General features: G+C 66.2%; 12 protein-coding genes. 6 read left to right on the top strand and 6 right to left on the bottom strand.

All coding sequences use genetic code 11. The annotated features are described in order from the left end of the window. Positions 1 to 13 precede the first annotated feature (13 nt). Positions 14 to 1,885 (top strand): putative bifunctional diguanylate cyclase/phosphodiesterase, encoded by a 1,872-nt coding sequence (locus NA3_RS22590; protein ID WP_227995416.1) that lies wholly within the window; start codon positions 14 to 16, stop codon positions 1,883 to 1,885. A 63-nt stretch (positions 1,886 to 1,948) separates the two neighbouring features. Continuing rightward, entirely contained in the window at positions 1,949 to 2,923 is a 975-nt protein-coding gene (locus NA3_RS22585; protein ID WP_062965616.1) for a DMT family transporter, read from the top strand. A gap of 27 nt (positions 2,924 to 2,950) precedes the next feature. On the opposite strand, the gene NA3_RS22580 is transcribed toward NA3_RS22585, so the two are convergent. Further along, positions 2,951 to 3,580: a TetR/AcrR family transcriptional regulator gene (locus NA3_RS22580; protein ID WP_062965615.1), complete on the bottom strand. Its 630-nt coding sequence runs from the start codon at positions 3,578 to 3,580 to the stop codon at positions 2,951 to 2,953. 116 nt (positions 3,581 to 3,696) lie between these two features. On the opposite strand from NA3_RS22580, the gene NA3_RS22575 reads away from it, so the two are divergent. Further along, positions 3,697 to 4,518 (top strand): SDR family NAD(P)-dependent oxidoreductase, encoded by an 822-nt coding sequence (locus NA3_RS22575; RefSeq protein WP_062965614.1) that lies wholly within the window; start codon positions 3,697 to 3,699, stop codon positions 4,516 to 4,518. 86 nt (positions 4,519 to 4,604) lie between these two features. On the opposite strand, the gene NA3_RS22570 is transcribed toward NA3_RS22575, so the two are convergent. Beyond that, positions 4,605 to 6,161 (bottom strand): Rieske 2Fe-2S domain-containing protein, encoded by a 1,557-nt coding sequence (locus NA3_RS22570; RefSeq protein ID WP_062965613.1) that lies wholly within the window; start codon positions 6,159 to 6,161, stop codon positions 4,605 to 4,607. Positions 6,162 to 6,356: 195 nt separating this feature from the next. Between NA3_RS22570 and NA3_RS22565 the strand changes: the two genes are divergently transcribed. Beyond that, positions 6,357 to 6,983 carry an antibiotic biosynthesis monooxygenase gene (locus NA3_RS22565; RefSeq protein WP_062965612.1) on the top strand — a complete coding sequence of 209 codons (627 nt, stop codon included), beginning with the start codon at positions 6,357 to 6,359 and terminating at the stop codon, positions 6,981 to 6,983. A gap of 86 nt (positions 6,984 to 7,069) precedes the next feature. Here the strand turns inward: NA3_RS22565 and NA3_RS22560 are convergent, their stop codons facing one another. Then, positions 7,070 to 7,981 (bottom strand): hypothetical protein, encoded by a 912-nt coding sequence (locus NA3_RS22560; protein ID WP_062965611.1) that lies wholly within the window; start codon positions 7,979 to 7,981, stop codon positions 7,070 to 7,072. A 127-nt stretch (positions 7,982 to 8,108) separates the two neighbouring features. On the opposite strand from NA3_RS22560, the gene NA3_RS22555 reads away from it, so the two are divergent. Then, positions 8,109 to 8,897 carry a lysophospholipid acyltransferase family protein gene (locus NA3_RS22555; RefSeq protein ID WP_062965610.1) on the top strand — a complete coding sequence of 263 codons (789 nt, stop codon included), beginning with the start codon at positions 8,109 to 8,111 and terminating at the stop codon, positions 8,895 to 8,897. 37 nt (positions 8,898 to 8,934) lie between these two features. Then, entirely contained in the window at positions 8,935 to 9,690 is a 756-nt protein-coding gene (locus NA3_RS22550; protein ID WP_062965609.1) for a lysophospholipid acyltransferase family protein, read from the top strand. 106 nt (positions 9,691 to 9,796) lie between these two features. Here NA3_RS22550 and NA3_RS22545 read toward each other — a convergent pair whose 3' ends face one another. From NA3_RS22545 to NA3_RS22535, 3 genes are read right to left on the bottom strand one after another with little or no spacing between them, the layout of a single operon-like run. Beyond that, positions 9,797 to 10,450, bottom strand: coding sequence for a hypothetical protein (locus tag NA3_RS22545; RefSeq protein ID WP_227995507.1), 654 nt, complete (start codon positions 10,448 to 10,450; stop codon positions 9,797 to 9,799). Further along, a complete protein-coding gene (locus NA3_RS22540) occupies positions 10,450 to 12,120 on the bottom strand; it encodes an ABC transporter family substrate-binding protein (protein ID WP_062965608.1) in 1,671 nt (556 codons plus the stop codon). Before NA3_RS22540 ends, NA3_RS22545 begins: the two co-directional genes overlap by 1 nt. A gap of 31 nt (positions 12,121 to 12,151) precedes the next feature. Further along, on the bottom strand, positions 12,152 to 13,828 hold the full coding sequence (locus NA3_RS22535; RefSeq protein WP_062965607.1) for an ABC transporter family substrate-binding protein: 1,677 nt from the start codon (positions 13,826 to 13,828) through the stop codon (positions 12,152 to 12,154). Positions 13,829 to 13,832: the final 4 nt, after the last annotated feature.

Raw genomic sequence — 13,832 nt, 5'->3', positions numbered from 1 at the left:
TAGGCTGGACGGCGTGCGAGGACTCGGGTCTCGCGGCGATACCCGCACGCAGGTTCGGGCGGCATCGGCGCTGGCGACGGCAATGGTCATGGCTCGGACCACCGGGGCGTTCTACGTCATGGGTGGGGTCCTGGGCCTGCTGATCACTGCCATCGCACCGGGAAACGAGGGCAACCGCCCGCTGGTCGGCTCGGCCGCCCTGGTCGCGCTGTTGCTCGGCGTGAGCCTGCTGATCTGGGGGCCTCGCCAGCCGCACTGGGTGCACCACGGGTATGTCGCGGTGGCGACGGTGCTGGTCACCATCGCCGTGCACTGGTTCCCGAACACCGTCGGCGCGATCACGCTCGCCGCCTTCTACGTCTTCGTCGCCGCCGATGCCGCGATCTTCTTCGCCTGGCGGCTCGCCGGGGCGCATGTGGCGTTCGCGGTCGTGCTGTGTCTGTGGGTGGTGCCGTCCCGGGGTCTGCCCTGGTGGTCGGGCATCATCCCGGCCGGCATCACGGTCGGCGTCGGCATCGTGGTCGGCATCCTCACGCGGATGGCCTCCGATGCCGATATCGACACCCTCACCGGGCTGTTGAACCGCCGCGGTTTCGATCGCGCGCTCAACAGCGCCATCGGACATGCCGGGCGGACCGGTCAGGGGCTGGCTCTGGTCCTGGTGGACCTGGACCGGTTCCAGAAGATCAACGATCATCTCGGCCATCGCGCCGGCGATGCCGTACTGCAGCGCGTCGGCGACACCTGGTCGAAGCTGCTGGGCCCGGATCAGGTGCTGGCCCGATACGGCGGCGACGCGTTCGCGCTGCTGTTGCCCAACACCACCGAACAGGCCGCGATCCTGCTGACCGAACAGCTGCGCGCCGCGGTCACCACGGGATGTTCGGCGGGTGTCACCTCCTGGCAGCCCGGCGAATCCGGATCGCTGCTGGTCAGTCGCGCCGATGTGGGCCTGTACCGGGCCAAGCAGGCCGGGCGCAATCGCACGGTGCTGGAATCGTCGCGGCAGCTGCCGTTGGCGGTCGAACTGCGCGAGGCCATCGATACGGGTGCGTTGGACGTGCACTACCAGCCCATCGTGAGCCTCGGTGAGGACGGTGCCCAGGCGGTCGGGGTGGAGGCCCTGCTGCGCTGGTCGTCCAATGCCCAGCCCGACGTGACCACCGAGGGACTGATCCGGGTCGCCGAGGAATACGACCTGATCTCCGACCTCGACGAGCTGGTCCTGCGGCGTGCGTGTGCGGATGCGGCCCGGCTGCAGCAGACCTTCGCACAGCTCGATCTGACCCTCAACGTCAACGTCAGCGGTCTCGAATTGGCCGAGACCAACTACGCCGACCGGGTCTCGGGCATCCTCGCCGACACCGGCTGGCCCGCCGAGCAGCTCGTCCTCGAGGTCACCGAGAGCGAACTGGCCGCCGAATCCCAAACCGCCATCGCGAATCTCCACCAATTGCGCGACAGCGGCGTTCGCATCGCCATCGACGATTTCGGCACCGGCTACTCCTCGCTGAGCCGGTTGGCCACCATCCCCAGCGACATCCTCAAGGTCGACCAGTCCTTCGTCGCCGCGATCCGATCCGATTCGCCCGCGCCGCCGCTGCTGGGAGTGATTGCGGCGCTGAGCAAGTCGCTGGATCTGCAGGTGATCGCCGAGGGTGTGGAAACCGAATATCAGGCGGCCGTGCTGACCGAACTCGGCTTCGCGCTCGCCCAGGGCTATCACTACAGCGATTCGCACCCGGTCTCCGAGCTGATCAGCGATATGAACTCCAACCGCGGGCTGGTCGGCGCCGGGACGACCGATCGGGATTTCGCCGCCAAGGGCTGGGTTCCGGTGGACAACAACGGTTTCGACCCGGAGGGCCTGAACCATCGGAGCTGACCCGCTCCGCCGGGCGATCCGGGACGCGGCTTCGGCTCGTCCGGACCAACTACCGTGGCGGATATGACCGCAGTCCGTGAACGAACCGACGTGCGGCGCTGGATCGGCGTGCTGCTGGGCCTGTGCTGCGGCGCCGGTGTGGCGGTCCAGGCGCGAATCAACGGCGATCTCGGCGATCGGCTGAACGACGGAATCGCCGCCGCCGTCATCAGTTTCGGCTCGGGGCTGCTCCTGCTCCTCGTCGTCAGCGGTTTCAGCGGGCGACTGCGCGCGGGCCTGGCCGCGATCCGCCGGTCGGTGCACGCCGGCCGGCTGCGGTGGTGGCATCTGCTGGGCGGACTGTGCGGCGCGTTCTTCGTTGCGTGTCAAGGCTTGTCCGTGGCGACGATCGGCGTCACCGCCTTCACCATCGCCGTGGTCGCCGGTCAATTGACCAGCGGACTCGTCGTGGACCGGCTGGGTGTGGGACCGGCCGGCGTGACGCCCGTGACGCCGGTGCGACTCGGTGCGGCGGCACTCGCGGTCGGTGCGGTCTGTGTCGCCGCACTGGGGCGCTCCGGCGGCGTATCCGGTTCCGGTGGAGGTGCGGCCTATCTGCTGATCGCGCTGCCCGCGCTGGCCGGTCTCGGCCTGGCGTGGCAGCAGGCGGTCAACGGGCGGCTGGCGACCGTCGGCGGGCCGGTGCCGGCCACGACGATCAATTTCGCGACCGGAACCGTGGGGCTGCTCGTGGTCGAGGCGGCGCAGCTCGCGCGGATCGGTTGGCCCACCGGCTTTCCCACCGAACCGTGGCTCTATCTCGGCGGGGCGATCGGGGTCTTCTTCATCGCGGTGGCGGCGCTGATCGTGCGCTGGATCGGGGTGCTCCTGTTCGGGCTGACCTCGGTGTCCGGCCAGCTCATCGGTTCGGTGGTACTGGATGTCGTCGCGCCGACGGGCACCCGGCTGTCGATGCTGACCGTCGTCGGCTGCGTACTGACGTTGCTCGCCGCCGTCATCGGCGTCCTCGGGCAGGGTCGCACCGCCGCACCGGACTGACGGCGATATCGGCGTACGGCCCGCGGATCAGCGCTCGCTCCGGCGGTTTCGTGACTCAGGGCCGAAGGCGCGAAGTGTGAGCTCCACCAGCGCATCGGCATACGCGTCGTCGAGGGGTCCGTACCGCAGCAGCCACCGCTGATACAGCGGGGCGTACAACATTTCGAGCATCAGATCGAGGTCGGCGTCCGCGCGCACCTGGCCCGCCGCCTGCGCGCTGCGTAACCGTTCCTTCTTGGCGTCGTCGACGGGACGCCGCAACTGCCGGTCGTACTGTGCGGCCAGTTCCGGATCGTTGATGATCTCGGTGTTGAGCGCCCGCACGGGCTTCTCGAATTCCGTATCGGCGAATTCGGCGACCGTCGCTCGCATCACGAGTTTCAGGTCCGCCTCGATATCGCCGGTGTCCGGCAGTGAGATGCCCTGCCCGTCCGATTCGCTCAGGTCGAGGAAGGACTCGAAGATCACCGCGCCCTTGGACGGCCACCAGCGATAGATCGTCTGTTTGCCGACGCCCGCACGTGCGGCGATCGCCTCGATCGAGACCTTCCGATACCCGACCTCGGAGAGCAACGCGCGGGTGGCCGCCAGAATCGCCTGCCGCGACTTCTCGCTGCGCCGGGCGCGGTCGGGTTCGGACTTCGCGGTATCGGGCACGCGGTCGACCCTAGCAGTTCTTGCGAGACGAGACGGTTCGTGTTGACAAGGCGACGCCCGTCGCCCACACTCTCTCGAGACGAGACGGACCGTCTCATGGTGAGAGGATGTGGACTATGACCATCGGTAAGACCTGGTTCATCACCGGTGCTTCCCGTGGGCTGGGGCGGGCGTTCACCGAAGCCGCCTTGCGTGCCGGTGATCGAGTTGTCGCGGCCGCCCGCGACATCGATCCGTTACGGGAACTGGCTGCGGCACAAACGGATCGGCTGATTCCGCTCGGCGTGGACGTCTCGGATCGCCGGGCCGTATGCGAGGCAATCGAACAGGCGGTTGCGCTGGTCGGCGAGCTCGACATCGTGGTGAACAACGCGGGCGTCATGCTCTACGGCATGGTCGAGGAGGCGACCGAGGACCAGATCCGCGCTCATCTGGATGTGAACTTCTTCGGCGCGGTGTGGGTCGTCCAGGCCGTGCTGCCGCATCTGCGCGCGCAGGGGCACGGCCGCATCCTCCAGGTCACCTCGATGGGCACGGCGGGCGGTATGGCCGCGGTCGGCTACTACGGCGCCGGGAAGGCGGTGCTGGCCTCGCTGACCGAAGCGCTGGCGATGGAGGTGGAACCCTTCGGAATCAAGGTCACCAACCTGGAGATGGGCGGCTACGACACCGACCTGTTCACCGCCGGGACGACCGCGACCGAGGCCCTGTCGCACTACGAACCACTGCGCGAAGAACTCGCGCGGATGTGGGGCGACGAATCCGGCCCGGCGCCGAGTTCGGCCGCGCCGGTGATCATGAAACTGGTCGAACTGGAGGATCCGCCGCGTCGCCTGATCGTGGGCGGCACATCCTTCGATCAGGTCGCCGACCTGTATGCGGCGCGTTCCGAAGGGTATCGAGCATGGGAGTCGCTCAGCCGCTCGGCGCCCGGCTGAGAGCGGTGAACTATTCGTGCAAACCTGGGCCGTCCGCGCGGAAATCCGCTCGTCGTCGCGAGTTTGCACGAATAGTTCGCCCTCGTTCACAGCTTGCGCGAACGAAGTTCATGCCCCTTGGACGTCTTGCAGCGCCCGGTCTCCAGATCCCACTGCCAGCCGTGCAGATTGCAGGTGAGCGTATTGCCTTCCACCACACCGAATTTCGACAGATCCGCCTTGAGGTGCGGGCAGCGGCGCTGCACCTCCCACCCGGCGAGCTCGGTGGAGGCCGAATCGTCGTGTGCCTCGGCGAACCAGCCATCGGCATAGGCGATGCGCTCGTCGGTGAGGCATTTGAAGAAGGTGTAGAGGAATTCGTTGTAGCCGCCGATCCGCCACGCCTGGAAGCGCGTGGACAGGAAGATGGTGTTCACCCAGTCCGGCTCGTTGTCGCGCAGCACGGTGCGGACCAGTTGCGGCGCGATGCGGAACCCGTAGCGGTACTTGCCCTCTCCCTCGATCGGCCCGCGCACCAGCCGCTTCGGGAAGTCGAGGACCACGGTTTCCTCGCCCATCACCAGGCCGACCGGATAGCCGATACCGTCGCAGATCAGATCGCTCTGCGCCATGATCGGTTCGAACAGTTCCTTGAGCTGGGGCAGCAGCGGCGTGCCGTCCTCGGTTGCCCAGGAAGCCTTCTCGCGTTCCAGCACCGGCGCCATGCGCTGTGCCATCCGCTCGATGTAGCCGGCCTTGTCGTCGTAGATCTCGGCCGGATCGAACGGATGGGTCAGATCCAGTTCCTTCCCTCGCACATCCGCGACCGAACCCGGAATCATCAGCACGCCACCGGAATTGCCGTGGATGCGCATCTGCTCCAGGAACACCATCTGATCCGGGAAGATATTGCCGTTGTCGGCGGAGTAGCGGTTCTCGCCGTCGTCGTTGAGGTAGCGCAGCTCGTCGTCGAGGAACACCGGCGGCCCGGCCGAGGGCACCACCCAGGTGGCGCCGACCTGCTCGATATAGCTACGCGCGCGGTCCATTCCGCGCTGACGCTTCTGCTTGCCGAAGTTCGCCTTGGTCTTGCTCGGGATGTCGTAGACCATCGGGTACCAGATGGCGCCCGAATACTGCAGCAGGTGGATGTCGATATGTCCGAACTGCTCGCGCAGGACGTCCATATCCACCGGCCGCGCGTCGTTCATGTTGAAACACACGGTCTCGCGATCGGAGACGACCAGACCCGAATCACCGATCGGCCCGTCGGCCGGCGCCCGCAGCGCGATGATCATGATGTCGAGCTCGTGCCCGTCCCGGCCGGTGATCGTGTGCTTGACCGAGTCCTTGGTCTCGAAGAAGGTGTGGAAACCCAGCTTCTCGAGTTCGCGTTGCAGATCCGGCACCGGATAGTCCGGCAGCAGGACGGTGGCGTCCTTGTTCACATGGTCGAGCAGGTTCTTCGCGTCGAAGTGGTCGCGATGCAAATGCGAGACGTAGAGGAAATCGCAGTTTCCAAGCTCGTCCCAGTCCAGCCCGGTGTTGTCCGGGAACGGGACCCACGACGCGAAATAGGCCGGGTTCACCCACGGATCACAGAGGATCGTCCCGGCTGCGGTGCGGATGTGGAATCCGGCATGTCCGACGCTGGTGATCTGCACGAAGAAGTCCCTCCTGAACCCGGCTACCAGCCACCCAGGGTAGCGGTTGAACGGGCTCCCACAGCCTGAGGGGCGCTTTCGGCGGGCTCGATATCGGTTATTTCGGAGCTATTGCCTCCGCCGTAGGACCGGCGCAGTGTAGAGGTGCACGGTGGCGCCACCGGGGCGCTGCCCCGAGTACAGAGGAAGTGGACCGTGTACGCACGTTCTACGACTATTCAAGCGAAGCCCTCCGCCCTAGACGCCGGCATCGCGCATATGCGCGACGAGGTGATGCCGGCCCTGGAGAACATGCCCGGCTGTGTCGGGATGTCGTTGCTGGTCGACCGCCGGTCCGGTCGCTGCATCGCGACGACGTCGTGGGAGTCCGAGGACATGATGCGCGAGAGCGCCGATCGGGTGCGCTCGCTGCGCGATGGTGCCGTCCGGATGCTCGGTGCCGATTCGGCGCGGGTCGAGCAGTGGGAGGTCGCGGTCATGCACCGTGACCATCGCCTCCCCGAAGGCGCATGTGCCCAGCTCACGTGGGCCAAGTCCGACGATACGAGCCGGTTCGGGACGGCGATCGAGACCTACAAGTCCATGGTGGCGTCGCAGCTGGAACAGATGCCGGGGTTCTGCAGCACGAGCCTGCTGGTCGATCGGGCGAACGGCCGCGGAGTCGCCTGTGAGACCTTCGAGAGCGCCGACGCGGTCGAAAACAACCGCGAACAACTCGCCACCCTGCGTCGCGTAGGAACCCGTCGAGCCGGTGTCGACGTCCTCGAAGTCGGCGATTTCGAGGTCGCCCTCGCGCATCTGCGCGTCCCCGAACTGGTCTGAGTGCGGGCGGGTCGTCGTGGCGCCCGCTGTCATCCGGGGGCGGTTACTCCTGAGCTATCGCAACGATGCCCGCCCGCCTCCGCACATCACGCCGAAACGTCGCCGATGCAATATCCATTGTCTGTCGCTTTGACGGTGTATGTCCGTTCCTGCTGGCTGCCGCCGGCCGTGACCGTTGCGGAGATGGACAGGTAGGTGCTGTTCAGGGCGGTGGAGCTGAGCGATTGATCGGCGAAGGCGGTCGCAGCCGTGAGTTTGGCCGCATTCGTGGCCAGCGGGGGGCGCGAGGTGCGTCCGGTGCCGTTCGGATCCCAGGCGGTGTCGGCGGTGCACAGCAGCGGATGCGAGCTTTCCTGGTCCGCCGCGTCGATCGGATGTCCGGTCTGGCGTGACAGGTAGCGCCGGACGACGTGGCGGGCGTCGGCGGTCTGGGCCTCGCTACCGGTGCCGAAACCGATCTCGGCGCCGGCGGGGTAGACCCGCGGGCAGGCATATCCGGTGGCGATATCCGCTCGCTCGGCGACGACGGTCACCGCGTCGGCGGCTCCGCTCGCCGACTTCCACACCAGGGCGGTGCCGTTGTCGCTGCCGGGCTGTGCCAGCGCCGACTCGATCGCCGGCTTGTCGGCATACATCGTCTCGACGTTGCGGGGAGCCATCGTCCAGCACTTGGCTTCCATGTCCGCGGGAGTGAGCCGCCGCAGATCGGTCACCCACCGCGTCATGGCCTCGGTGGCCTGCGGATCGGCCGTCACGAGGGCCACCGCGACGGCGGACTCGGGTGCTGCCGGAGCGGGAGCGGCGATCCGCGATGTCGACGGTGCGGCGGAACGTGTTGCCGCGGAGGACTTCTCGTCCTTGTGATAGTCGGTGCCCTCGATGCCGACCTGCGAATCACATCCGGCGAGGATGCCCGCGACGACGATCGCCAGACCGCCTGCCCGCGCCGCCGAGAGTCGCCTGCCGCGCCGCGCTGCCCGGCCGGTCTGCAGCGCCACGCCTACCCTCTCGTGGTGTGCGGCCGCCTGCACGCGATGCTGGACTGGGGCTTTCCACTGCGCTGAACCTCGTTTCCTGTGCCGCGGTCGGTCGCGAAAATGTGACAGCGACTACGCTAGCGGAATTGTGGAACCCGTATACCGGACGATCATCGGCCTGGCCCGGACCGTCTTCTTCGTACAGGGACTGAAATTCGACGTCACGGGGGCAGAGAACATCCCCGCGCAGGGCGGCGCGGTCATCGCGATCAACCACACCGGCTATATGGACTTCACCTACGCGGGCCTGCCCGCGCGGACGCCGAAGCGCTATATCCGGTTCATGGCGAAGAAGGAAGTCTTCGACAACGCGATCTCCGGGCCGATCATGCGCGTGCTGCGGCACATCCCGGTCGACCGCGGGGCCGGCGCGGACTCCTACAAGGCGGCCGTGGACTATCTGCGCCGCGGCGAGCTGGTCGGGGTCTATCCCGAGGCGACCATCAGCCGCAGCTTCGAGATCAAGGAATTCAAATCGGGTGCCGCGCGGATGGCCATCGAGGCCGGCGTCCCGATCATTCCGATGACGATCTGGGGTGCGCAACGCGTGTGGACCAAGGGACACCCGAAACGCCTGGGCCGCACCAACACTCCCATCTCGATCGCCGTCGGCGAACCCATCCTCCCGCCCGCCGAGGCGGACGAGAAGGCCGTCGCCGAACTCACCGAGACCGTGCGCTCGACCATGCGGGACATGCTGCTCGACCTGCAGAAGGACTACACGCACGAGCCCGGCGCGTACTGGGTCCCGGCCCGATTGGGCGGCGGCGCACCGACGCTGGAGGAAGCCGACGCGATGGACGCGGCCGAGGCGAAGGCGAAAGCGGAGAAGCGTGCGGCACGTCGCGCCGCCGAAGCGGGAGATGCCGACTCCTGACGGCAGGATCGGCCCGGTTGTACCAGGAGTTTCACCGATGACGCGAGAGCCCGTGTTCGACGTCCTCACCGGATTGGTCCGCGCCATCTTCTGGGCACAGGGCCTGAAGATCGACATCGTCGGCGGGGAGAACATCCCGCGCACCGGCGGTGCGGTCCTGGCCGTGAATCACACGGCCTACCTGGACTTCATGGAGGTCGGCCTGGTCGGGCGCGAATCCGGCCGCAACGTCCGCTACATGATGAAGGCCGAACTCGAACACGGCATCGTCGGCTGGCTCATGAAGCACTGCAAGGCGATCGGCGTGGACCGCACCGCCGGCGCCGAGTCCTACGCCCGCGCCGTCACCGCCCTGCGCGACGGCGAAATCGTCGTCGTCTACCCCGAAGCCACCATCAGCCGCAGCTTCGAACTGAAGGAATTCAAATCCGGCGCCGCCCGCATGGCGATCGAAGCCGCCGTCCCCATCGTTCCCATGACGATCTGGGGCGCCCAACGCGTCTGGACCAAAGACATCCCGAAACAACTGGGCCGCCACAACTTCCGGATCAACATCCAGGTAGGCGAACCCATACCCCCTACCGAACCCGCCGACGCCCTGACCGCCACCCTGCGTTCCAGCATGGAGAAACTGCTCGACGCGGCACAACGCGACTACGACATGCCCGCGGGCGCCCGCTGGGTCCCGGCCCGATTGGGTGGCACCGCACCGACATTGGAGCAGGCGAAGGTCCTGGAACGCGAGGAGATGGAACGCCGCGCAGCCGCGAAAGCCAAACGCGCACAAAGGTGAATCGGCGCCGCAGCCTGCGGAGGACCGTGAGTCGATCGTCGGAGGCTACGAGGAGTACAGCCTTCTTCTCACTGCGAGATAATGCTTCTCGGACCGATGCGACCCCTCAGCTCGGATCCGAGCCCCGGATGGCGGCGAACCAGGTGGCGGTGGCGGCCGCCACCACGGTCGCCCCGGCGAAGGCGGGGACGCCGCCGCCGGCGACGTAGATCCAGAACAGGCCGGCGAAGGGGGCGACGACGGCGAACTGGGCGTCGAGGAGGAGGCGGCGGCCGAGGCGGGTGGATGCGGCGGCGTGGGACGGGCCGTCGGGGTCGGGGCGGGTCGGGTTGTCGATCAGGCGGCCTTGCGGTTCGGAGTCGCGGACCGCGCCGGATGCGAACAGACGCCGGCCGTGTACGACCGCGGTGGCGTCGCAGGTGGCCTCGGATTCCGTCAGGCCGACGAGTGGCGGATCGAAATAGACCGGCAGCCAGCGAGTCCGGCCCCCGGAGGTCAGCTCGAGCCACGATCGGCTCAGCAACCGGTTCTGCTGGCGTACCCGTTTCACCCGGAACGTCCCCGCCGGGAGCGTGCGCCACGGCACCACTCCGAACGCCACCGCGAGACGAAACCCGCTGTACAGCAGCACAACACAGGCGACCGCCGCCAACATGGCGAGCTGCTCCGAATCGGCGAACGGCGCCCAGGCGATGCAGATCACCAGGGCGCCGATCGTGGTGAGAACCGGATAGGCCAGGGGATGGCCGGTACCGGACATCACTTCAGGTAGCCGACTTTCGTCCAGTCGAGGGTGGCCAGGCCGCGAGCGCCGTAGTTGGCGAGATTGGAACGGGTCGCGACGATGCCGGGCGACTGCAGCAGCGGGAGGGAATGGCCCTCGGCGAAGATCTGGCGGTCGACCTGATTGGCCAGCTCGATGGCCTTGCCAGGGTCCAGCTCGGAGACGGTCTTCTCGATCAGATCATTGAGTTCCGGGGAACCGATATGGCCGTAATTGCCCTGCCAGTTGTTCGGGTCGTAGCCCCAGATCTGGCTGATGCTGCCCAAGGGGAACGGGTCACCGACCCAGGTGAACTGCGCCAGATCGAAATCACCCTTCTGGAACACATTGGTGAACAAGCCCTGTCCCGGCCGGGTGTCGATCGTGAGCTTCACGCCGATCTTGGCGAGATTCTGCTGCATGATCTGCGCCATCTGCACCCAGGAGGGATCGTTGTACATCACATCGCGGATCTCGAGTTGGCGACCGTCCTTCACACGCACGTCACCCTGCAATTTCCAGCCGAGGGCATCGAGTTCGCGGGCGGCGGCGTCGGGGTCGTAGGGCAGGGCGTTGTTCTGGTAGCCCTTCTGCCCCTCCAGGTAGATGTGATTGTTCAGCGGCTTGGGTTCGGCGACGAGTCCGTTCTGAATCGCGTTCGCGATACCCTGCCGATCGATCGCCTTCGAGACGGCGACGCGAACCTTCGGATCCTCCAGAATCGACCCGGGGGCGCCGTTGAATGTGAGATGCGACCACTGCAGCGCCGGCGCGCGGCGGATGGAGACATTCGGAACGCCCTGAGCCGTCAGCAGATCGCCGCGGCTACCGATTCCGATCGCGTCGAGTTCGTTGTTCTGCAAAGCGGGCACCAGCGCCGCCGAATCGAGCACGCTGAAATTGATGGTGTCGAGTTTCGGCGTCGCGCCCCACCATTTCGGGTTGCGCCCCAGCGTGATACGCCCTTGAGTGCGATCGGTGGATTGGACGACGAACGGTCCGGCCGTCACCTTGATCCCGTCGACGAGACTCTTGTTGAACGCGTCCGGATTCGAGGTCACCGACTTCGGGTACAGCAGGCTGTTACCGGAGAACTGGCCCTGCCATTCACCGAAATGCTTGTTGAATGTCACCACCGCCTGGCGGTCGTCGACACCGCGCTCGACCTTCGCGACCCGATCGAAACCCATATTGTTGGCGATCAGATACTCCGGATGGCGACCGCTCAGCGCCTCGGCTTGAGAGGCGATGTCCTCCCACGTGATCGGCGTCCCGTCCGTCCACACCGCCTTCGGGTTGATGGTGTAGGTGACGGTTTGCGGATCGGTGCCGGTCAACTCGACGTTGGTGAAGTAGTCGGTGTTGAGATGCGTGCCGCCGGCGGCATCGATGGTGAATGCCTGTGGCAGCATCGGCCGTTCCACCGCGGTGATGTCGTAGTTGTTGCCGTCGATCTGGAGGGTGTTCCAGTTCGGCGGGAACTCCGAGATCGACAACCGGAGATTTCCGCCGTCGCGAAGGTCGGCGACGTCGTGCGGATTGATGTCGTTGGTCGTGCCGAGGTCGGAACTCCCCGCCCCGGTCGTGGAGCCCGAACACCCCGACAGCAGCAATCCGAACGCGACCGCGGGGATCGCGAGCCGGGTTATCGTCGAACGAATCCGCATGGCCTCGTTCTCCTTTCGTCGGGACGGGCGGCTAACTTACGAAGCCGATCTTGGTGTAGTCGTAGGTGGCCAGGCCGGGAGCGCCGTAGTTGGCAATGGTGGTCCGTACCCCGTAGTTGCCCGGATCCTGAGTGAGCGGCAGCGAGAAACCCTCTTCGAAAACCTTGCGGTCCACCTGGTTCGCGAGGTCGATGGCCTTTTTCGGGTCCAATTCGCTGAGGGTCCGTTCGATCAGTGCGTTCAGCTCCGGGGAGCCGATGCGACCGAAATTGCTCTGCTCGTCATCAGGGTGATAGGCGTAGATCTGCGGGATGCTCCCGAAGGGGAACGCGTCACCCGAGAACTGGAACTGAGCGATATCGAAATCACCGGGGATCATCGCATCGGTGAAGAAACCCTGCCGTTGCCGGGTCGCGATGATCAGCTTCACGCCGACCTTCGCGAGATCACCCTGGACGATCTGCGCGACCCGAACCCAGGTGGGGTCGTTGTACATCACATCGCGAATTTCGAGGCGGCGGCCGTCTTTGACCCGCACATCGCCCTGCTGTTTCCAGCCCAGCGCATCGAGTTCGCGCGCGGCGGCCGCGGGATCGTAGGGCAGGCTGTTGTCCTGATAGCCCTCTTGCCCCTGAACGAAGATGTGGTTGTTCAACGGTTTCGGATTGGACACCAGACCGTTCTCGATCGCGTTCGCGATGCCCTGCCGGTCGACGGCCTTCGAAAGGGCCACGCGCAGTGCGGGATCGGCCAGAATCGAACCGGGCGCGCCGTTGAAGGTGATGTGCCGCCACAAATTTCCCGGTGCGTGGCGTACGACCAGTTCGGCACTGCTGCGCACGGTCGCCAGATCCTCGATGGAGTTCAGGCGTGCGGCGTCGAGTTCGTTGTTCTGCAGGGCCGCCGCATATGCGGCCTGATCCATCACACTGAAGGTGATGGTGTCCAGTTTCGGAGTATCGCCCCACCATTTCGGATTGCGGCCCAGCACGATTCGGCCTTGCGTGCGGTCGGTGGAGCGGATCACGAACGGGCCGGAGGTGAGCGGAATGCCGCCGGCGAGCGCGCGATTGAAGGTATCCGGGTCGGCGGTGACCGACTTCGGATACAGCATCGCGTTTCCGGCGAACTGACCGCGCCAATCCGCGTAATGCTGCTTGAAGGTGATCACGGCCTGTCGGTCATCGACCCCGCGTTCGACCTTGTCGACCCGATCGAACCCGTTGTTGATCGCGATCAGATAGCGGGTGTCCACACTCGACAGCGCATGGGCTTGGGAGGCGATGTCCTCCCAGGTGATCGGTGATCCGTCACTCCACACCGCCTTGGGGTTGATGGTGTAGGTGACCTGTTGCGGATCGGTACCGGTGAGCTGGATATCGGTGAAATAGTCCTTGTTGATCGTCAAATTGCCGGACGCGTCGATCAGGTACGACCGGGGCATCAACGGCCACAGCACCTCACCGGTCTCCAACTCGTTGCCGTCGATGGACAGGGAATTCCAGTTCGCCGGATATCCGCTGATCGCCAATCGCAGGTTGCCGCCGTCGCGCACCGCCGCGCGCGGCTGCGGATTGATGTCGTTGGCGGTTCCGAGGCTCGCGGGTCCGTTCGTGGTGTTCACGGATGCGCACCCGGCCAGGGCGACAGCCACGCCGGCCGCCAGTACGACAGCCGCCGAACGCAGTGTCCGCGAACGTATCCTCACGACG

This window comes from Nocardia africana NBRC 100379, from assembly GCF_001612635.1.
Classification (GTDB): Bacteria; Actinomycetota; Actinomycetes; order Mycobacteriales; family Mycobacteriaceae; genus Nocardia; species Nocardia africana.
Note: the sequence above shows the minus strand (reverse complement) of the source record. Positions and strands in the feature narration are given on the sequence as shown.